Here is a 20032-nt window from a genome sequence, read left to right as displayed (position 1 = left end):
ACTTACCCGCCCTCGGCCAGGGCGCCGGTCAGCCCGTGCCGGATCTGGACCGCGAGATACCGTCCCATCAACGCCCGGAACCGCAGGCAGAGCAGGACCGACACGGTGGCGAGGCCGCAGACGAAGCCCCACCAGAGGCCGATCGGACCGAACCCGATCCCGAAGGCCAGGCCCGCGCCGATCGTCATGCCGAGCCCCCAATATCCCAGCGCGCCCAACAGCATCGGCACGCGCGTGTCCTTGAGCCCACGCAGCGCGCCGGCAGCCACGACCTGGGCGCCGTCGAACATCTGGAACACGCAGGCCACGGCCAGCAGGTCGACGCCCAGGGTCACGACCTCGTCGTAGTTCGGATCGTCGCCATCGAGATAGAAGGCGAAGACGAGGCGCCGGCCGAACGCGATCGCCACGGCGGTACAGGACATGAAGCCGATGCCGAGCCCGATCGCCGAGAAGCCGGCGAGCCGCGCGCGCGCCACGGCACCCGCCCCCATGTGGAATCCGACCCGTACGGTCGCCGCCTGGCCGATCGCGAGCGGCACCATGAAGGTGAGCGAGGCGACACCGAGGCAGATCTGATGGGCCGCGACCGCGACCGGGCCGAACCAGCCCATCAGCAGCGACGAGACGGAAAACAACCCGACCTCGACCGCATAGATACCGGCGATCGGCCAACCGAGCCGGAACACCGCGAAGAAGCCACGCCGCCGCTCCACCCACGCAAGCCGCCAGAAATCATGGGGCAGCAGCTTCGCGTGCGCGATGTAGATCGTGAGGGCCAGCGCCATCAGTCCCCAGGTGACCGAGGTCGCATAGCCGGAGCCTGCGAGGCCGAACGCCGGCGCGCCCAGATTGCCGAAGATCAGGATCCAGTTGAGCAGCAGATTGACCCCGACGCCGCCCATGGCGACCAGCATGGCAACGCGCGGCCGCTCCATGGCGGACAGGAAATAGCGCAGCACGCCCATCAGGGCCGCCGCCGGGATGCTCCACAGGAACGCCCGTTCATAGACCATCACCGGGCCGGCGATCGCCTGCGGCTCGCCGATCAGGCGCAGGAATAGATCCGCTTGGCCGAGCAGGAGCATGATCGGCACGACGGCGAGCCCGCCGATGAGCAGGCCCCCCCAGACCGCGCGCCCGATCGGACCGGCGTCGCCGGCACCGCGCGCCTGGGCGATCAGCGGCTGGATTCCGGCCTGCAGGCCTTGCATCAGGATGATCAGCATGAAGGCGAGGTTGGCGCCCAGGCCGCCGGCGGCCAAGGCCTCGCTCGACAGATGACCCAGCATCACGGAATCCGTGATGGACATCAGCATGGTCGCGACCTGGCCGGCGGCGAGCGGAATGGCGAGGCCGAGGATTTCGGCCAGTTCCCGACGCCGGCTCGGTCGCCCGGACGACATCGGGATGCTGGTCATGATCTATCCGTTTCGGGTGCTCACGAGCGGCGCTGGATCACGAAATGGGCGACCTGGCGCAGCAGTTCCGCCTTGGCGCCGAACGGCTGCAGGTGGTTGAGCGCCTGTTCGACCAGTGCCCGGGCCTGGGTCTTGGCGCCGTCGAGACCGAGGATCGACACGAAGGTCGCCTTGCCGGCCTCGGCATCGCGGCCGACCGACTTGCCGGTCTCCGCCGCCGTGCCTTCGGCGTCGAGCAGGTCGTCGGCGATCTGGAACGCGAGGCCGATGTCATGGGCATAGGCGTGGAGCAGCTTGCGCAGCTCCGGCGAGGCCTTGCCCAGGATCGCGCCGGCCTCGCAGGAGAAGGCGATGAGCGCGCCGGTCTTCAGGCGCTGCAGCCGGGTGATGGCACCGATGTCGAGCGTCGCATCATGTTCGGCCTGCAGGTCGATCATCTGGCCGCCGACCATGCCGGCCGAACCGGCGCATTTCGCCAGGTACGAGATGAGTTCGCAGCGCACCGCCGGGTCGCCGTGAGTGTCGGCATCGGCCAGCACCTCGAACGCAAGCGTCAGCAGCCCGTCGCCGGCCAGGATCGCGGTCGCGTCGTCATAGACCTTGTGGCAGGTCGGCCGGCCGCGCCGCAGGTCGCTGTCGTCCATCGCCGGCAGGTCGTCGTGGATCAGCGAATAGGTGTGGACCATCTCGATCGATGCTGCGACCTGCAGCGCGCTGGTCAGCGACACGCCGAACAGCGACGCGCTGGCCAGCACCAGGAACGGCCGCAACCGCTTGCCGGGCGCCTGCGCCGAATAGCGCATGGCCTCATAGACACGCGCCTCCGGCCCGTCGGGCACGGTCAGCAACCGGTCGATGAGCTGGTCGACCGCGCTTGCCGCTTCGGACAGGGCCGTCGGCAGGTGGCTCGGATTGGACCAGAGCGAGCTATTCAAGATTTTGTGCCTCCGTCTTGAGCGACCCGTCGGCCGCGAACGCGATCTTCTCGACCTTCGCCTTGGCTTCGTTGAGCTTGGCCTCGCAATGGCGCTTCAGTGCCGCCCCGCGCTCGTACGAGCCGATGGCATCGTCGAGCCGGCCGCGTCCAGCCTCGAGCTGGCGCACGATCCCTTCCAGCTCTTCCAGCGCATCCTCGAAGCTCAAGCCCGCGATCTCGGGCAATTGGGTCTCGGCCATCGGTTCCCCGTTCCTTCAAGCCACGCCGACCGGCGCGCGGGCGGGAGTGTATGCGGGCCGACGGGGCGGGAGCAATGGTCGGCGACGAAACCCAGGGGCGCGAAGATCAGGCCGCCATCAACGCCGTTACATGCGCTGCAGTCGAGGCGGCCAACGCCTTCAGGTCGTAGCCGCCCTCGAGCGTCGAGACGAGCCGGCCGTGGCAATAGCGCTCGGCAAAGCCCAGCAACTGCTCCGTCACCCAGACGAAATCCGCCTCGGTCAGGGTGAGCCCGGCCAGCGGATCGTCCGCATGCGCGTCGAACCCGGCCGAGACGATGACCAGGTCGGGCGCGAACTGGCCGAGCGCCGGCATGATCCATTCGCCGAACGCCGTGCGGAACTCCTCGGTGCCGGCCCCGGCGCGTAGCGGCCGGTTCACGATGTTGCCGAGGCCGGTCTCCCGGGCCGCACCCGTGCCCGGATAGAGCGGCGACTGGTGGGTCGAGGCATAGAACAGGTCGGCATCCCGTTCGGCCACGACCTGGCTGCCGTTGCCGTGATGGACGTCGAAATCCACGATCGCGACCCGGCGCAACCCATGGACGGCACGCGCATGCAACGCGCCGACCACCGCGTTGCTGAACAGACAGAAACCCATGGCAGTGGTGGGTTCGGCGTGATGGCCCGGCGGCCGGACCGCGCAGAACGCATTCTTGGCCTCGCCCGCGACGACGGCGTCGATCGCCGCGGTGATCGCGCCGGCGGACCTGAATGCCGCCTCGCCCGAGCCCGGCGACAGGAACGTGTCGGCGTCGAGTGCGGCGAAGCCGGTCGCCGGCACCGCCGCCAGCAGGCGATCGATATGGGCCGCGGGATGGACGCGTTCCAGCGCCTCGCGGGTCGCGAGCGGCGCTTCGCGCCGGATCAGCCCGGCGAAGGCGGGCGCCTCGAGCGCTGTCCATATCGCCTGGAGCCGGGCCGGGCTTTCCGGATGCCCTGGACCCGGGTCATGGCCGATGCAGGTGCTGTGGGTGTAGAGCAGCGTCGTCATGGCGGCGTCGTTTCCTTCCCTGGGTCCCGAACCCTAGCTCGTTCCGGCCGCCGCCTCAGCCATTTTCGGCAAGCACCCAGCCGGCCAGGTAGAGCGTGCCGCAAATCATCACCCGCACCGGACCAGGTCCGGCCGCCGCCCGGATCGACGCCAGTGCCGCCTCGACCGACGGCGCCGCCATGGCGTCGATCCCGACCGCCTCGGCGCCGGCGACGATCGCGTCGGCGGTGTGGCTGTTTTCCGCGCCCGGGATCGCCACGCCGCGGACCGAGGCGACATGGGGAGCCACCGGCCGCAGGAAATCCGCCGGGTTACGGGTGTTGAGCGCGCCGACGATCAGATGGGTCGGGCGGGCGGTCCAGCCGGCGAGATGGTCGCCCAGCACCGCGCCGCCGCCCTCGTTGTGAGCACCGTCGAGCCACAATTCCCAGTCGGGCGGCAACAGGTCGACCAGCGGCCCGCGGGTCAGGCGTTGCAGGCGAGCCGGCCATTCGACCGCCCCCAGGCCCCGGGCGATCGCGTCCCGATCGATGTCGAACCCTTGAAGCTGTTCCAGGCAGGCGACGGCTCCGCCGGCATTCAGGGTCTGGTGCCGGCCGGGCAGACGCGAGGGCGGCAGGTCGAACGACCAGCGCCGACCCTCGAAGCGCCAGCCCGACGCCGTCGGGATCGCCTGCCATTCGGCCCCGGCACGATAGGCCGGCGCACCGACCTCGCGAACCTCTGCCTCCAGCACAGCCATCGCTTCGGCCCGTTGCGGCGTGATGACGACCGGCACGCCGGCCTTGATGATGCCGGCCTTGTCCTCGGCGATCGCGGCCAGCGTGTCGCCCAGGAAATTCATGTGGTCCATCGAGATCGGCGTGATCGCGGTCACCGCCGGTCGCGCCACCACGTTGGTCGCGTCCCGCCGCCCGCCGAGGCCGGTTTCCAGCAGCACGATATCCGCCGGCGTGCGCGCGAAGGCCAGGAACGCCGCCGCGGTGGTGATCTCGAAGAAGGTGATCGGCGTGCCGTCGTTGGTTCGCTCGATCTCGTCGAGCAGGCCCACCAGCGCGTCATCCTCGATCAGTTGGCCGGCGAGCCGGATCCGCTCGTTGAAGCGCACGAGATGGGGCGAGGTATAGGCATGAGCGCGATAGCCGGCCGCCTCGACGATCGCGCGCAGGGTGGCGATGGTCGAGCCCTTGCCGTTGGTGCCGGCGACATGCACGACCGGCGGCAACCGGTCCTGCGGATTTCCCAGCCGGTCCAGAAGGTGCCTGACCCGGCCAAGCGACAGGTCGATCGCCTTGGGATAGAGCCCGGTCAGCCGGGCCAGCACCGCATCGGGAGAGCGCGTCATGGGATCAAAACCCTAACCAAAACCCCGTCAAGCCCGGCCATGACGAACTTATATAAACGGTCGGCTACGCCCGCTGGGCGACCGGCGCTTCGATCATCGGGCGGCGCAGCAGGCCGATCAGGCGGCCGACCGTGGCGCCCAGGTCGTGGCGGCGGACGACCAGGTCGACCATGCCGTGGTCCAGCAGATATTCGGCGCGCTGGAAACCCTCGGGCAGCTTTTCGCGGATGGTTTCCTCGATGACGCGGGCGCCGGCGAAACCGATCACCGCGCCCGGCTCGGAGATCTGGATGTCGCCCAGCATGGCGAACGAGGCGGTGACGCCGCCGGTCGTCGGATCGGTCAGGATCACGAAATAGGGCAGGCCGGCTTCCTTCACCTCTTCGACCGCGATCGTCGTGCGCGGCATCTGCATCAGGCTGAGGATGCCTTCCTGCATGCGCGCACCGCCGGACGAGGGCACGACGATCAGCGCCGCCGACTGCAGCACGGCGAGGCGTGCCGCGGCCACGATCGCCTCGCCGACCGCGATGCCCATGGACCCGGCCATGAAGCCGAACTCGAACACGGCAACTACGGCATCATTGCCGCCGATCTTGCCATGGGCGACCAGGATCGCGTCGCGGTTCGGCCCGTGCTGCGCCTGGGCCTCCTTCAGCCGGTCGACATAGCGCTTGCTGTCGCGGAACTTCAGCGGATCCGTCACCGGCTTCGGCAGTTCGATGCGGGTATAATCGCCATTGTCGAACAGCACGCCCAGGCGTCGCTTGGCATCGATGCGCATGTGATGGCCGCAGGCGTGGCAGACGTTCAGGTTCGCTTCCAACTCGCGATGGAACAGCATCTGGCCGCAGGCCGGGCACTTGGTCCAGAGATTGTCCGGCACTTCGCGCTTGGCCGAAACCACGGCGCGGATCTTGGGCAGGACGACATTTGTAAGCCAGCTCATCGGCGGGGTCTCTCTATGCTCTTCAGGCCGTGCGCGCGGCGCGGACGCCGGCGGCGAGTGCGCTCACCTGCACCACGACCGCATCGACCAGGCCAGGCTTGGCCTTGCCATCGGCGTCGAGATGACGGGCGATGGTATCGACGATCGCGGAACCGACCACCGCGGCATCGGCGACCCGCGCGATCGCCGCCGCCTGGTCGGGCGTCTTGATGCCGAAACCGACCGCGACCGGCAAGCCGGTATGGCGCTTCAGCCGCTCGATCGCACGGCCCACGTCCACCGGATCGGCCGAGCGCGTGCCCGTGATGCCGGCGATGGCGACGTGATAGACGAAGCCGCTGGCCGAGGCCAGCACGCGCGGCAAGCGGTCGTCGAGCGTGGTCGGCGCGGTCAGGCCGATGAAGTCGAGCCCGGCGGCGCGGGCCTGCGGCGTCAACTCGTCGGATTCCTCCGGCGGCAGGTCGACGATGATGATGCCATCGACGCCGGCCGCGACCGCGTCGGTGCAGAACCGATCGACGCCATAGCGGAACAGCGGATTGTAATAGCCCATCAGCACGATCGGCGTGTCGTCGTCGGTCTTCCGGAAGCGGGCGACCGCCGCCAGGATCGCGGCCAGCTTGGTGCCGGCCTGCAGGGCGCGCAGGCCGGCCGCCTGGATCGCCGGGCCGTCGGCCATGGGATCGGAAAACGGCATGCCCCATTCGATGATGTCGGCTCCGGCCGCCGGCAGGCGGGCCAGCAGTGCCTCGGCCGTAGCCAGGTCCGGATCGCCGGCCGTGACGAAGGTGACGAGGCCGGCGCGGCCTTCGGCCTTGAGGGCCGCGAAGCGACGGTCGATCCGGCTCACAGCTTGACCCCTAGATGCTGGGCGACGGCGAAGATGTCCTTGTCGCCGCGGCCGCACATGTTCATGACCAACAGGTGATCCTTGGGCAGGGCCGGCGCGATCTTGGCAACATGGGCCAGCGCATGGGACGGTTCCAGCGCCGGGATGATGCCTTCGAGCCTGGCGCAGAGCTGGAACGCCTCGAGCGCCTCCTTGTCGGTGATCGAGACGTAGTCGACCCGCTTCAAGTCGTGCAGCCAGGCATGCTCCGGCCCGATGCCGGGATAGTCGAGCCCGGCCGAGATCGAATGGGCGTCGATGATCTGGCCGTCGTCGTCCTGCAGCAGGTAGGTCCGGTTGCCATGCAGCACGCCCGGCACGCCGCCGGTCAGCGAGGCGGCATGCTTGCCGCTGTCGACGCCATGGCCGGCCGCTTCGACGCCGACGATCCTGACCGTGGGGTCGTCGAGGAATGGGAAGAACAGCCCCATGGCGTTCGACCCGCCACCGATCGCGGCCACCAGCGTGTCGGGCAGGCGGCCTTCGGCCTTCTGCATCTGCTCGCGCGTCTCGTTGCCGATCACCATCTGGAAATCGCGCACCATGGCCGGGTAGGGATGCGGGCCGGCGACAGTGCCGATGATGTAGAACGTGTCGTCGACGTTGGCGACCCAATCGCGCATGGCGTCGTTCATCGCGTCCTTGAGCGTGCCGGTGCCCGAGGTCACGCTGCGCACTTCGGCGCCCAGCAGCTTCATGCGGAACACGTTCGGCGCCTGGCGCTCGATGTCGGTCTGGCCCATGTAGACGACGCAGGGCAGGCCGAACAGCGCACAGACCGTGGCGGTCGCGACGCCATGCTGGCCGGCGCCGGTTTCGGCGATGATCCGGGTCTTGCCCATGCGGCGGGCCAGCAGGATCTGGCCCATGCAATTGTTGATCTTGTGCGCGCCGGTGTGGTTGAGCTCGTCACGCTTGAAATAGATCTTGGCGCCGCCGAAATGCTCGGTCAGGCGCGCCGCGTGGTAGAGCGGGCTCGGCCGGCCGACGTAATGCTCCAGGTAATAGTCGAGCTCCGGCTGGAAGGCCGGATCCGCCTTGGCCGCCTCGTAGGCCTTCTCGACCTCGAGGATCAGCGGCATCAGGGTCTCGGCCACGAACCGGCCGCCATAGGGGCCGAAATGGCCGTCCTGGTCGGGACCGGTGCGATAGCTGTTCGGGATCGGATGCGTCATGCCGGAAAACTCGGGTACGGGCTCGGGGACCCGGACCCTATAACCGCACGACCATCGCATCAAGCCGGTCGCACGTCAGAGCCGCCTTGGGCTCCGCTCATGGCAGCTCGATCGTCGTGCGGATCGGGGACCCTGCCAAAAGCTGGTCTCCACCCATCGACGTTCGGAGCGCCGCCAGAAGTTCCGGGATTTCCTCGCTCGCCGTCTTCCACCAGCAGGTCTACATCGCTATCCGGTCTATCGGTGCCGCGCAGGCTCGATCCGAACAGCGCAAGCCGGCGGATGTGATGGCGCCGACAGACGATGGTCAGCGCTGCGATGTCGGAGAACAAAGGGGTGGGCATTGCCCATCCTCCCAAGCGCTGATGATGGACCTTGCCATGCCGCTGCGCCCTGCAGCGAGACCGCCATCAGCCCAGCGTCCGCGCCATCGCGATGAAGTCCTTGATCAACCCCACGTCCTTGATGCCGGGGCTGGTCTCGACACCGGAGGAGACGTCGATCGCCGGGGCGCCGGTCGTGCGCACCGCCGTGGCGATGTTGCCGATGGTCAGCCCGCCCGACAGCATCCAGGGCAGCGGCCAGGATCGGCCGGCGAGCAGGGACCAGTCGAACGGCTCGCCATTGCCGCCCGGCAGGGCATCGGGTCGCTTCGGTGGTTGTGCATCGAACAGCAGGCGATCGACCGCGCCCAGGTAGCGGCCGGCGACCGCGACGTCGGCGGCCGCCCCGACGCGGATCGCCTTCATGACCGGCCGGCGGAAGCGCTCGCGGATCTGGGCCGCGCGCTCCGGCGGCTCCATGCCGTGGAGCTGGATCATGTCGAGCCCGGTCAGTGTCAGCACGCGATCGAGCAGCGCATCGTCCGGATCGACGAACAGTCCGACCTTGCCCACCGCCGGTGGCACGCCCCTGACCAGGCGCGCGACCTGGTCCGGCGTCACCGCGCGCGGGCTGGGCGGATAGAACACGAAGCCCACGAGGCCGGCGCCGGCCGTGATCGCAGCCTCGATCGTCTCCTCGGTCGAAAGGCCGCAGATCTTGACGATCAGGCTCATGCCGCGAGCTCGGCCGCGATGGCACGGGCGGCGGCGGCGGGATCGGGTGCATCGGTGATCGGCCGGCCGATGACCAGCCGGCTTGCCCCGGCATCGATGGCGTCGCGCGGGCCCATCACGCGCTTCTGGTCGCCCAGCGCGGCGCCGGCTGGCCGGATACCTGGCACGACGAGCTGGAAATCGGGTCCGAGCTCGGCCCGCAGGCCCGCAACCTCGAAGGGCGAGCAGATGACGCCGTCGAGCCCGCTCGCCCGCGCCAGCAGCGCCAGGCGGCGGACCTGGTCGGCGGCAGGACCGCGTTGGCCGACCGCATCGAGATCGCCGTCGTCGAGGCTGGTCAGCACCGTGACGCCCAGCAATCGGACCCGATGGCCCGTCTGGTCCGCGGCCTCGGCGGCGGCGGCAACGGCGGCGCGCAGCATCGCCGGCCCACCCGCCGCATGGACGGTCAGGAATTCGGGCTTCAAGGCCGCGATCGCGCGCACCCCGCCGGCAACCGTGTTCGGGATGTCGTGCAGCTTCAAGTCGAGGAACAGCGGTGTCGTGCCGGCGACGGCCGCCGTATTTGCCAGGCCCTGGGCCAGGAAGAATTCGAGGCCGAGCTTCAGACCGCCGACATGGGGCGCCACCAGGCCGGCCAGATGCCTGGCACGGGCGAGGTCGGTCGTGTCGAGCGCCACGAAGACAGGGTTCATGATGCGGCTCCTGCCGCCCAGGCGGCAATGTCGCCGGGCTCGCCGGCGTCGATCGCCCCGGCTACGGCGCTGCCGAGCAGGGGGCCGAACTTGAAGCCGTGGCCCGAACAGGGGCTCATGACATAGGTCGAGAGGCCGACCGGCTCAATGATGAATTTCTCGTCCGGCTCGACCGTGTAGAAACAGACCTTCAGCCGGTCGATGCGATAGTCGTCGAAGCGCTTCAGGCGCCGGGCACAGCCGGCGAGCCCGACCGCGATCTCCGCCTCGGTTCCGGCCCGGTCGCCATCGGGATCGCCCGCGAGGCTGAAGCGATGGTCGCCGAGCTTGAGTCCGGCGCCGTCGCGCGGCGGCACGACGTAGAAGCCCACATCGGGGTCGATATCCAGCAGCATCGGGCCGGTCTGCCACAGCGGTGCCAGATCGTCGGGTGGCACCAGATACGCCAGGACTTGGCGGGACGGCTTGACGCGCCGGCGCAGGCTGGGCACCAGGCGCGGTGCCCAGGGCCCGGCGGCCACGACCAGCGCATCGGCGCCGATGACGGAGCCGTCGCCCAGAATGACGAAGCCGCGGTCGGGGTCGATCTCGACCACCGGGGTATGCGCCCGGATCTCGACGCCACGCGCAGCCAGGCGCTTGGCCAATGCCGCCACGATCCGCTCGGCGAACAGCACCCCGCCGCTGTCCAGGTAATAGGCCTCGTCGACGTTGGCGGCCTCGATCAGCGGGAAACGTCGCGCGAGCTCGGCCTCGCCCAGCCGCTCGACCGCGTGGCCGGCCCGTTCCAGCGTCGCGAGCGTGTCGCGGTGCCATCGGGCGCCGGCCTGGCCGAGGCACAGCGTGCCGGTCTGGCGATACAGCGTCTCGCCCAGGTCGGCCCAGACCTGGTCCCAGATCGCGTAGGCATCCGCGACCATCTTGGTATAGCCCTCGGCCGGGCCGTAGGGGTAGCGGATGAGCCGGTGCTGGTCGACCGAGGATCCCAGAGGATTGGGCACCGGGCCCTGCTCGAAGATCGTCACCTGATGGCCGAGCCGTTCGAGCGCCCAGGCGGTGCCGAGCCCCATGATGCCGGCCCCGACGATCGATACCTTCATGCTGCTTCCTTTGGCGCGTGGCGCAAAAAACTTCGCCTCAACTACCCTCAGTTCCGCAGGCTGTCGACCACCAGCTTGGCGGCGGCCAGATCTTCGAGCGCGGTGCCGACCGATTTGAACAGGGTGATCTGATCGTAGAAGCGCCGGCCGGCGCGGCTGCCGCGGGCCAGGTCGAACAGGTCGCCGGCGATGTCGTCCAGGGTCAGGCGGCCGTTGGCGAGCGGCTGGGTGATGTCGCCCGCCTCCTTGCAGGCGCCCTCGCGCGTGTCGACGAACACGCGGGCGCGGCTGATGCAATCGTCGTCGGCCTCGCGCATGTCGGGCGTAAAGCCGCCGATCAGGTCGAGATGCACGCCCTGCGGCAGCCATTCGCCCTTGATCAGGGGCTCCTTCGACAAGGTGGCGCAGGACACGATATGAGCGCCGCGCACCGCGCCGGCCAGATCGTCCGTCGCTGCGACCTTGAGATTGCGCCGGTCCAGTCGATGGGCCAGCTTCGCCGCCTTTTCCTTGTCGCGCCCCCAGATCAGCACGTTGCGGATCGGCCGGACCCGGGCATGGGCTTCGACCAGCTGGGGTGCCAGTGCGCCGGTGCCGACGACCAGCAGCCGTTCCGCGTCCGCGCGTGCCAGATAGGAGGCGGCGAGCGCCGAGGCGGCCGCCGTGCGCCGGATGGTGAGCGCCGGTCCGTCCATCATCGCGATCGGCGACCCGGTCGTCCCGTCCATCAGCAGATAGGCGCCCATCACCGCCGGCAGGGATTTCTCGCCATTGCTCGGGAACACGGTGACGATCTTGATGCCGACGTGCCGGCCGGCCTGCCAGGCCGGCATCAGCAGCAGGGTCGCATCCTCGCGTCCACCACCGGCCGGGACCGTATGATGGTGACGCAGCGGCACGGTGCAGTCGCTGCGGAACATCTGGCGCAGAGCTTCGACCAGTTGCTCGTAGTCGAGCGCGCCATGGACTTCGGACGGGCTGATGAGGCGCATGCCGGCCGCGCTGGGCATGCGGCCGCGCAGGGGGTCGACCATGACGCTATCTCACCGAAGCGAGTGACGTGCCAGCCGCGGGAGTGGCCGGAGCGGTCGAGTGCCGGGCCAGGTCGCGTTCGAGTTCGGCAATCCGCCTGGCGTGACGCCGGCGTTCGCGCCGGACACCGGCGCCGCCGGCCCAGCCGAGGAACCAGCCGATCAGCAGCCCGGCCGCGAGGACGGCGAACACAACCAGGTAGAGCGGCAGCGAGAGCGCCAGGGGAAGCGGCCAGAATTCCAGATCGACGGCGCCGCGGTTCGACACCGCGAAGCAGGCGATCACGATCGCGACGATAATCGCCAGACCCCAGTAGAGATACCGCATCATCCGCCCTTCTTCGACCGCGCCAGTCCCGCCAGAATGGGCGAGACACGCGGATCGTTCAACAGCGGAAGCCAGCGCCCGGCCGCAGGCGGCGCCGGCCGGGGATCATTCGTCGTCGGCGTTGAGCCGATCGCGCAACTGCTTGCCGGTCTTGAAATAGGGAACGAATTTCTCGTCGACGCGGACGCTGTCGCCGGTGCGCGGGTTGCGGCCGACGCGCGCGTCGCGGCGTTTCACCGAAAAGGCACCGAAACCGCGCAGCTCGACCCGGTCGCCGCGGGCCAGGGCGTCTGCGATCTCGCCGAAGATCGTCGTCACGATGCGTTCGACATCGCGCTGGTAGAGATGCGGGTTGGTCTCGGCAAGGCGCAGGATGAGCTCAGACTTGGTCATAGGTCCGACCTTTCCCGGGAAACTCGGTTTTACCCTCGTAATATGTTGGCTCAAGCCTGCCAAATCGCTCGCCCGAGGTCAATAACCCTTTTAGCTTAAAGGGTTTTTTCCGGCCGATCGGCGCCGAAGGACTGAGCGCGAAAAGAAAACGGGCGGCCGAAGCCACCCGTTCCCTTTTTTCCTGCGAAATCCGCAGGTCGGAAGATCGAAGCTCTTACGAGCTCTCCTTCTCCGACTTGGCGCGGTTGAACGCGGCGCCGAGGATGTCGCCCAGGCTGGCGCCCGAGTCGGACGAACCGAACTCGGCCATCGCCTTCTTGTCTTCCTCGACTTCGCGGGACTTGATCGAGAGCGTGACCTTGCGGGTCGCGCGGTCGATCGCCGTCACCTTCGCATCGACCTTTTCGCCGACGGCGAAACGGTCCGGACGCTGCTCGCTGCGCTCACGCGACAGCTCGGCCTTGCGGATGAAGCCCGGCATGCCGTCGGCGGTGGTCACTTCGAGACCGTTCTCGGTGACGATGGTCACCGTGCAGGTCACGACGTCGCCCTTCTTCAGCTTCGACATGCTCTCTTCGTACGGATCGTCCGAGAGCTGCTTGACGCCGAGCGAGATGCGCTCCTTCTCGACGTCGACATCGAGAACCTTGACCTTGACCAGGTCACCCTTCTTGAAGTCGGCGACGACTTCCTCGCCCGGGCGCGCCCAGTCGAGATCGGAAAGATGGACCATGCCGTCGATGTCGCCCGGCAGACCGACGAACAGACCGAACTCGGTGATGTTCTTGACCTCGCCCTCGAGCTCCGTGCCGACCGGGAACTGCTCGATGAAGCTGTCCCACGGATTGGCGAGCGTCTGCTTGAGGCCCAGGCTGATCCGGCGCTTCTGCGGATCGACGTCCAGCACCATGACCTCGACTTCCTGGGAAGTCGAAACGATCTTGCCGGGGTGCACGTTCTTCTTGGTCCAGGACATTTCCGAGACGTGAACGAGACCCTCGACGCCCGGCTCCAGCTCGACGAACGCGCCGTAGTCGGTGATGTTGGTGACGCGACCCTTGTAGCGGGCGCCCGACGGGTACTTGAGCTCGACGCCCTCCCACGGATCCGCCTCGAGCTGCTTCATGCCGAGCGAGATGCGCTGCGTCTCGGGGTTGAAGCGGATGACCTGCACCTTGACCGACTGGCCGATGTGCAAGGCTTCCGACGGGTGGTTGATGCGGCGCCAGGCGATGTCGGTGACATGCAGCAGGCCGTCCACGCCGCCGAGGTCGACGAACGCACCATAGTCGGTGATGTTCTTGACCACACCGTTGAGGATCTGGCCTTCCTTGAGGTTGGCCACCAGCTCCGAACGCGCTTCGGCCCGGCTCTCTTCGAGCACGGCGCGACGCGAGACGACGATGTTGCCGCGCGAACGGTCCATCTTCAGGATCTGGAACGGCTGCGGCGTGCCGATCAGCGGGGTGATGTCGCGCACGGGGCGGATATCGACCTGGCTGCCCGGAAGGAATGCCACGGCGCCGTTCAAGTCGACCGTGAAGCCGCCCTTGACGCGACCGAAGATGACGCCGGTCACGCGCTCGTTGGCGGTGAAGCTCTTTTCCAGGAGCGTCCAGGCCTCTTCGCGACGGGCCTTCTCACGGCTGAGCTGCGCTTCGCCGTGCTTGTCTTCCATGCGCTCGAGATAGACCTCGACGAGATCGCCGACGGCGAGCTCGGCCGGCTTGCCGGCGGTCGCGAATTCCTTGAGCGGCACCCGACCTTCGGACTTCAGCCCGACGTCGATGAGAACCATGTCGTTCTCGATCCCGATGACATGGCCCTTGATGACCGTGCCTTCGAGGCTGGACGAAGTACCGAGCGAGGCATCGAGGAGCGCCGCAAAGCTCTCCTTCTCGTAAGTCTCGGCGTGAGTGGTTGCAGAAGCCATCGGCTCTCCTGATCCCGAGCGATTTTAAGACCGATTGCGCCGGGGATCGAGGCGAACCGGTCTACCGCCGACTGGATCGGGCGCGGCGGTGAAGACCCGTCTTAAAACGAGGCCGAGGGGATCGGTCCCGGCCGAGGACGAGCCCCGGACCCAAGACGAAAGGGAGCCTTCGCCCTGCCCCGCGTAACGCCGGGCCGGACCAAGCTCCCTCGAACCACACTCAAAGCGGCGGACTCTATACTCTCGCCCGGGCGCCGAAGCAACCGACTCCGCGTGCGGGCGCGGCGCAGTTCAGGCTTGCGAGCTGCCGAAGGACCGGGTGCGCGCCCGCACGATCGACATGGCGGCGCCGAACGCCTCGTCGGCATCGAGGCCGCTCGTGTCCAAGAGGACCGCATCGGTCGCCACCTTCAGGGGCGCCGCCGAGCGTTTGCTGTCCCGTTCGTCGCGCGCTTGGAGGTCCGCCAGCACGGCCGCGGCATCGGCCGGCGCGCCCGACGTCTCGAGTTCGCGCAGGCGCCGTCCGGCGCGTGCCTCGAGCGACGCGGTGACGAACAGCTTCACCGTCGCCTCGGGGCAGATCACGGTGCCGATGTCGCGCCCGTCGAGCACGGCGCCCTTGGCCTCGTTCGGCGGGTGGTAGGCGAAATTGCGCTGGTAATCGAGCAGCGCCGTGCGCACCGCCGGATGGACCGAGACGATCGACGCGACCCGGCCGATCTCTTCGCCGCGCAGGCCCGGATCGGCGAGGCTCGCCGGGTCGAGCTTGCCCGCAAGCTCGGCGGCACCCGCCGCATCGGCGGGATCGAGCCCGGCCGCCAGCACGTCGCGCGCGGTCGCCCGGTAGAGCGCACCGGTATCGAGATGCGCCAGATGCAGCTCCGTCGCCAGGCGCCGGGCCAGCGTGCCCTTGCCGGCCGCGGCGGGTCCATCGACCGCAATGATGAACGCACCCATCAAACCACTCCCATCGTCAAATCGGCACCCAGCTCGCGCATCCGTCCGGCGAACCCGGGAAAACAGGTTTCGATCGCGGCACCGTCCGCGATCTCGATCGGCGCCCGGGCCCCGAGGCCGAGCACAAGCAGCGCCAGGGCCGCATCGGGGTCGAGGTCGGTCGGAAGGCGGGCGCCGCCCGTCGCCGGGCCACCGGCGCCTTGAAGAATGAGCGCGCCGCCCTCGACCGAAGCATCGACGCCGCATATCGCGAGCGCCCGGGCGAAGCGGGCGAGCCGATCACCGTCGCCCCATCCGGGCAGCACCGTCGGACCCGTGGCATGGGCGGCGGCGATCGCCAGGATCGGGTAGTAATCGAGCAAATCGGCAGCCCGTTCGCCGGGAACGGTCACGCCGGTGAGGCGGCTGCCCCGGACCCGAAGCGTACCGGCCGGACCGTCGCTGTCGTCGCGCGTCTCCAGCACGTCGATCCCGGCGCCCATTTCCCGCAAGATCGTCAGGAGGCCGGACCGGGCCGGGTCGAGCCCGACATGGGACAGCGTTACGTCCGAGCCTCCGGTCGTGAGGGCGGCGACGATCGGGAATGCGGCCGCGAGGGGATCGCCCGGCAGGTCGAGCGTCGCCGGCACGAGTTCCGGCTGCCCCTCGATGCGGGTCCGGCACGCGCCGTCGGCCAGCGGTTCGACCTCGATCCGGGCACCGAAGCGGCGCAGCAGGCGATCCAATCCGTCGTCCGCCGGCCGGGGCTCGACCACGCTGGTCAGACCTGGCGTGTTCAGCCCGGCCAGCAGGATCGCCGGCTTGATCGGGTCGCCGGTGCCGGGCAGCACGTGCTCGATCGGCATCGGCACCGCGGCGCCGACGACGGCGAGCGGCAGGTGACCGCCGTAGCGGCCGACGAATTGCGCACCCATCCGCTCCAGCGGATGGAGGAGCCGCGCCAACGGCCGCCGGTTGAGGGCTGCGGTGCCGGTGAAGATGGTGGTCAGCGGGTGGCTCGCGATCAGTCCCATCAGCAGATGGAGGGCCGTGCCAGAATCCCCCAGGTCGAGTATTTCCGACGGTTCCAGCAATCCGCCGACACCGACGCCATCGACCGTCCACAGCCCGTCATCATGGCGCGTGACGGCGGCGCCGAGCGCGCGGAGGGCCGCCGCCAGCTGCCGGAAATCGGTATCATCGGGCAATCCCCTGATGCTGGTCCGGCCGACTGCCAGCGCGCCCAGGATCAGCGCGCACTGCGACAGGACGCGATCACCCGGAACCGGGATGGTCCCTGCGAGCATTCTCCCGGGGCGGGCGATGAGCGGGGTCGACGGCGACATGAAACGGCGGGGCTCCCGGAGAGGACATCGGGCGGTGAACGGGGGCGACCCTACGGCGGAAATCGAGTCCCGCGCACGCGAATTGCGTCCCGCGCAAGGATTTTGCTTTTGACAGGTGGCGACGATCATGGCAATTGCCGCCGACCATATTCGAAACGGGAACGTTCGGTTCCGGTCATTGCGACCGGCGCCCATCGATCCCGCTGCATGTAGAGACGGAGTTTCCCGGTGGCAAATCCCGAATGGGGCACCAAGCGCATCTGCCAGTCCTGCAGTGCAAAGTTCTACGATCTGAACCGCGAGCCGATCGTCTGCCCGAAGTGCCATACGGAGTTCGATCCGGAGGCGTTCCTGAAGACGCGCCGGTCGCGCCCGTCGAGCATCGTCGAGAAGGACGCCGAAGTGGCGCCGGGCGTCGCGGTCGATCCAGAGGTCGAGGATGTCGAAGTCGCCGAAGGCGATGAGGCCGTCGTCGCCGACGCCGACGAAGAGGAAGACGAGGATCTGATCGAGGACGCGTCCGAACTGGGCGAGGACGAAGACGATCTGGCTGAAGTGATCGAGAACGTCGATGAAGAGGAAGAGCGCTAAGCTCCTCCACCTCGCGTAGACGAAACGAAGGCCCGGCCGGGTGATCGGCCGGGCCTTCGTCTCGTCCTGGCTCCGCGTCAGGCCAGTTGGGAACGGCCGACCGGGGTGGTGGTGCCGAGGACCAGCCACGTTGCCGCGGCGAGGGCCCAGAGCGATTGCACTGCCAGGATCGCGACCAGCAGCGGCGGCGCCAGGTCGGCCTTGGCCAGGACCAGGAACGCGACCGGCAGCACGCCCGACACGAACCCGGTGCCGGCGACGAGCCGGGCGAAGCCCCGCGCCCGCAGCAGCGGCAGCGAGGCGCCGAGCATGCCGATCGACATGCCGACGAAGCCCAGCTTTGCCAGATACTGGATCGCGACCCAGCCGTAGGTCAGTACGGCCATGCCGAGTTCGGCCTTTTCCGGGGAGCCGACGAAGGCGGCCGCGAGCGCCGGCGTGATGAAGCCGTCGTTGAGCGCGGCGCCGATCATGCCGAGGACGCCGATGCCATAGGCGATCAGCCCGAGCAGCACCGACGGCCGATGCAGGCCGACACGTGCGGCAAAGCCGAGGAAGCCGAACAGATGGCCCGCCATCAGCAGGATGACGGCGCCATGGACATGCTCGTCGGCGCCCCGGGCCCGCACCATGTCGATCAGGATCTGCGACGCGCTACCGTCGGCGACGGTCGGATGCACGGCGACGGCCGCCACCGACAGGATCGTACAGGCCAGGAGCGCGATCGCGGCCGGCCGCGCGAGGAAAGGAAGGGCCATGGTTTCCGGGTACATGCGAAACTCCTCGTTGCCTCACTGGAGCCGCGCTTCTATCAAAGGATCCCGAAAGATTGGCGGAGCCGGCGGCCCGGACGTCCGGTTCCGGACGAATTCCGCCCGATGTCCGGGAAAGGCAGCCCGCCCATGACGCCCGAGAAACCCGACCGGCGGACCGAGCGGACCCGCCAGGCGCTGCTGACCGCCTTCCGCGAACTCGTGCTCGAACAGGCCTATGACAGCCTGGGCGTCGGCGACATCGTCGCCCGTGCCAACGTCGGCCGCTCGACCTTCTACGATCACTACGACGGCAAGGACGATCTGCTGGCCGAGAGCATCGCCGGTCCGTTCCGGACGCTGGCCGCCCTGGTCGGCGCGCCGGAAATGCCGGCGGCGCTGGTCGGCACCATCGCGCATTTCCGCGAGAATCAACGGGTCAGCCGAACCTTGCTGACCGGGCCGACCAGACCGATCCTGACCCGCAGCCTGGCCGAGTTGATCGAAGCCCGCTTGCGGGACGTCGGCCGGAAATCATCCGCCTCCGCCCTGATCCCCGATGCGCTGGCCGCGCTGTATCTGGCGGCAGGCCAGCTGACCCTGGTCGAACATTGGCTGACGGCTCAGCATTCCTGCCGGCCGGAGATCATCGCCGAAGCGCTGTTCGTCAGTGCGAATGCGGCCGCGGCAGCGCTGTATCGGCAGTGGAATGTCATGCCATCCAGTGCGGCACCGGCAGGTGCTTTTCACGCAGGAACCCCGGATTGAACAGCTTCGACTGGTAGCGGGCGCCGCCGTCGCACAGGATGGTGACGATGGTGTGGCCCGGCCCTAGCTCGCGTGCCAGTTTGATGGCGCCGGCGACGTTGATGCCGCTCGATCCGCCCAGCACCAGCCCCTCGTGCTCGACCAGTTCGAACACGACCGGCAGCGCCTCGTCGTCGGTCACGCGGAGCGCCCCGTCGATCGGCGCGCCGGCCAGATTGGCGGTGATCCGGCTGTTGCCGATGCCCTCGGTGATAGAGCTGCCTTCGGCGACCAGCTCGCCCCTGGTATAGTGGTTGTAGAAGGCCGAACCCATGGGATCGGCCAGCATCACGCGGATGGCGGGGTTGCGCTCCTTCAGCGCCATTGCCACGCCGGCGATGGTGCCGCCGGTGCCGGCCGAGCAGACGAAGCCGTCGATCCGGCCGGCGGTCTGCTGCCAGATCTCGACACCGGTCGTGCGCCGGTGGCCCTCGCGGTTCGCCACATTGTCGAACTGGTTGGCCCAGATGGTCCCCCTTTCGGATGTTTCCGCCAGTTCGGCCGCGAGCCGTTCCGAGACCCGGACATAGTTGCCGGGATCCTTGTAGGGCGCCGCCGGCACCAGGCGCAGGTCGGCGCCGACCAGGCGCAGGAAATCCTTCTTCTCCTGGCTCTGGGTCTCGGGCATCACGATCACGGTGCGATATCCCAGCGCATTGCCGACGAGCGCCAGGCCGATACCGGTGTTGCCGGCCGTGCCCTCGACGATCGTGCCGCCCGGCTGGAGGCGGCCCGAGGCGACCGCGTCCTCGATGATCGCCAACGCCGCGCGATCCTTGACCGAGCCGCCGGGGTTGAGGAATTCCGCCTTGCCCAGGATCTCGCAGCCGGTCGCGGCCGACGCGCGGGCGAGGCGGATGAGCGGCGTGTTGCCGATCGAATCGATGAAGCCGTTCCGGATGGTCATGAAGGCGCGTACCTGCGTTATCGGTCGAACTTGGTCGAAAGGATGATCGAGGAGACCGTTCGCTCGATGCCGTCGAGCGCACCGATCTCGTCGATCAGAAAATCCATCTGCTCGACCGAACTCGCCTCGACCACCGCGATCATATCGTAGGGGCCGCTGACGGAATA

The 20032-nt window shown here is 68.5% G+C and carries 23 protein-coding genes; 2 read left to right on the top strand and 21 right to left on the bottom strand.

The window, feature by feature from the left end; all coding sequences use genetic code 11:
• Window positions 1-2 precede the first annotated feature (2 nt).
• The 18 genes from VGV37_RS22225 to VGV37_RS22140 form a co-directional block, all read right to left on the bottom strand.
• Window positions 3-1421 (bottom strand): MATE family efflux transporter, encoded by a 1419-nt coding sequence (locus VGV37_RS22225; protein ID WP_326881956.1) that lies wholly within the window; start codon window positions 1419-1421, stop codon window positions 3-5.
• Between the two features lie 20 nt (window positions 1422-1441).
• Window positions 1442-2356 carry a farnesyl diphosphate synthase gene (locus VGV37_RS22220; RefSeq protein WP_326881955.1) on the bottom strand — a complete coding sequence of 305 codons (915 nt, stop codon included), beginning with the start codon at window positions 2354-2356 and terminating at the stop codon, window positions 1442-1444.
• Window positions 2349-2597 (bottom strand): exodeoxyribonuclease VII small subunit, encoded by a 249-nt coding sequence (locus VGV37_RS22215; protein ID WP_326881954.1) that lies wholly within the window; start codon window positions 2595-2597, stop codon window positions 2349-2351. The genes VGV37_RS22220 and VGV37_RS22215 overlap by 8 nt, the downstream gene beginning before the upstream one ends.
• A 106-nt stretch (window positions 2598-2703) precedes the next feature.
• Window positions 2704-3630, bottom strand: coding sequence for a histone deacetylase family protein (locus VGV37_RS22210; protein WP_326881953.1), 927 nt, complete (start codon window positions 3628-3630; stop codon window positions 2704-2706).
• 55 nt (window positions 3631-3685) lie between these two features.
• Window positions 3686-4975, bottom strand: coding sequence for a folylpolyglutamate synthase/dihydrofolate synthase family protein (locus VGV37_RS22205; RefSeq protein WP_326881952.1), 1290 nt, complete (start codon window positions 4973-4975; stop codon window positions 3686-3688).
• 64 nt (window positions 4976-5039) lie between these two features.
• Window positions 5040-5924 (bottom strand): acetyl-CoA carboxylase, carboxyltransferase subunit beta, encoded by an 885-nt coding sequence (accD, locus tag VGV37_RS22200; protein ID WP_326881951.1) that lies wholly within the window; start codon window positions 5922-5924, stop codon window positions 5040-5042.
• A 22-nt stretch (window positions 5925-5946) separates the two neighbouring features.
• The gene (gene trpA, locus VGV37_RS22195) at window positions 5947-6774 is read right to left on the bottom strand and encodes a tryptophan synthase subunit alpha (protein ID WP_326881950.1); all 828 of its coding nucleotides are present in this window, start codon (window positions 6772-6774) and stop codon (window positions 5947-5949) included.
• A complete protein-coding gene (gene trpB / locus VGV37_RS22190) occupies window positions 6771-7988 on the bottom strand; it encodes a tryptophan synthase subunit beta (protein WP_326881949.1) in 1218 nt (405 codons plus the stop codon). Before trpB ends, trpA begins: the two co-directional genes overlap by 4 nt.
• Before the next feature lie 59 nt (window positions 7989-8047).
• On the bottom strand, window positions 8048-8332 hold the full coding sequence (locus VGV37_RS22185; RefSeq protein WP_326881948.1) for a nucleotidyltransferase family protein: 285 nt from the start codon (window positions 8330-8332) through the stop codon (window positions 8048-8050).
• A gap of 66 nt (window positions 8333-8398) precedes the next feature.
• The gene (locus VGV37_RS22180; protein WP_326881947.1) at window positions 8399-9046 is read right to left on the bottom strand and encodes a phosphoribosylanthranilate isomerase; all 648 of its coding nucleotides are present in this window, start codon (window positions 9044-9046) and stop codon (window positions 8399-8401) included.
• Entirely contained in the window at window positions 9043-9741 is a 699-nt protein-coding gene (gene pyrF, locus VGV37_RS22175; protein ID WP_326881946.1) for an orotidine-5'-phosphate decarboxylase, read from the bottom strand. Before pyrF ends, VGV37_RS22180 begins: the two co-directional genes overlap by 4 nt.
• Complete coding sequence (locus tag VGV37_RS22170; protein ID WP_326881945.1) at window positions 9738-10841, bottom strand: FAD-dependent oxidoreductase; 1104 nt, start codon at window positions 10839-10841, stop codon at window positions 9738-9740. The genes pyrF and VGV37_RS22170 overlap by 4 nt, the downstream gene beginning before the upstream one ends.
• 47 nt (window positions 10842-10888) lie before the next feature.
• Window positions 10889-11875, bottom strand: coding sequence for an ornithine cyclodeaminase family protein (locus VGV37_RS22165; RefSeq protein ID WP_326881944.1), 987 nt, complete (start codon window positions 11873-11875; stop codon window positions 10889-10891).
• 4 nt (window positions 11876-11879) lie between these two features.
• Window positions 11880-12203, bottom strand: coding sequence for a lipopolysaccharide assembly protein LapA domain-containing protein (locus VGV37_RS22160; protein WP_326881943.1), 324 nt, complete (start codon window positions 12201-12203; stop codon window positions 11880-11882).
• Between the two features lie 102 nt (window positions 12204-12305).
• Window positions 12306-12593, bottom strand: coding sequence for an integration host factor subunit beta (gene ihfB / locus VGV37_RS22155; protein ID WP_326881942.1), 288 nt, complete (start codon window positions 12591-12593; stop codon window positions 12306-12308).
• 214 nt (window positions 12594-12807) lie between these two features.
• A complete protein-coding gene (gene rpsA / locus VGV37_RS22150; protein WP_326881941.1) occupies window positions 12808-14526 on the bottom strand; it encodes a 30S ribosomal protein S1 in 1719 nt (572 codons plus the stop codon).
• Window positions 14527-14817: 291 nt separating this feature from the next.
• A complete protein-coding gene (cmk, locus tag VGV37_RS22145; RefSeq protein ID WP_326881940.1) occupies window positions 14818-15483 on the bottom strand; it encodes a (d)CMP kinase in 666 nt (221 codons plus the stop codon).
• The gene (locus tag VGV37_RS22140; protein ID WP_326881939.1) at window positions 15483-16808 is read right to left on the bottom strand and encodes a 3-phosphoshikimate 1-carboxyvinyltransferase; all 1326 of its coding nucleotides are present in this window, start codon (window positions 16806-16808) and stop codon (window positions 15483-15485) included. The genes cmk and VGV37_RS22140 overlap by 1 nt, the downstream gene beginning before the upstream one ends.
• A gap of 228 nt (window positions 16809-17036) precedes the next feature.
• Here VGV37_RS22140 and VGV37_RS22135 point away from each other — a divergent pair, with 228 nt between their 5' ends.
• Window positions 17037-17399 (top strand): TIGR02300 family protein, encoded by a 363-nt coding sequence (locus tag VGV37_RS22135; protein WP_326881938.1) that lies wholly within the window; start codon window positions 17037-17039, stop codon window positions 17397-17399.
• A gap of 77 nt (window positions 17400-17476) precedes the next feature.
• Here the strand turns inward: VGV37_RS22135 and VGV37_RS22130 are convergent, their stop codons facing one another.
• Window positions 17477-18172 (bottom strand): hypothetical protein, encoded by a 696-nt coding sequence (locus tag VGV37_RS22130; RefSeq protein ID WP_326881937.1) that lies wholly within the window; start codon window positions 18170-18172, stop codon window positions 17477-17479.
• 129 nt (window positions 18173-18301) lie between these two features.
• On the opposite strand from VGV37_RS22130, the gene VGV37_RS22125 reads away from it, so the two are divergent.
• Entirely contained in the window at window positions 18302-18919 is a 618-nt protein-coding gene (locus VGV37_RS22125; protein ID WP_326881936.1) for a TetR/AcrR family transcriptional regulator, read from the top strand.
• Here the strand turns inward: VGV37_RS22125 and VGV37_RS22120 are convergent.
• Both VGV37_RS22120 and VGV37_RS22115 read right to left on the bottom strand, forming a co-directional pair.
• Window positions 18864-19865 carry a cysteine synthase A gene (locus tag VGV37_RS22120; protein WP_326881935.1) on the bottom strand — a complete coding sequence of 334 codons (1002 nt, stop codon included), beginning with the start codon at window positions 19863-19865 and terminating at the stop codon, window positions 18864-18866. The two genes, VGV37_RS22125 and VGV37_RS22120, sit on opposite strands and share 56 nt — an antisense overlap.
• 17 nt (window positions 19866-19882) lie before the next feature.
• Window positions 19883-20032: Lrp/AsnC ligand binding domain-containing protein (locus tag VGV37_RS22115; RefSeq protein ID WP_326882004.1), on the bottom strand; the 150-nt coding region annotated here is incomplete at its 5' end.

Source organism: Aliidongia sp. (genome assembly GCF_035943795.1).
Classification (GTDB): domain Bacteria; phylum Pseudomonadota; class Alphaproteobacteria; order ATCC43930; family CGMCC-115725; genus Aliidongia.
Note: the sequence above shows the minus strand (reverse complement) of the source record. Positions and strands in the feature narration are given on the sequence as shown.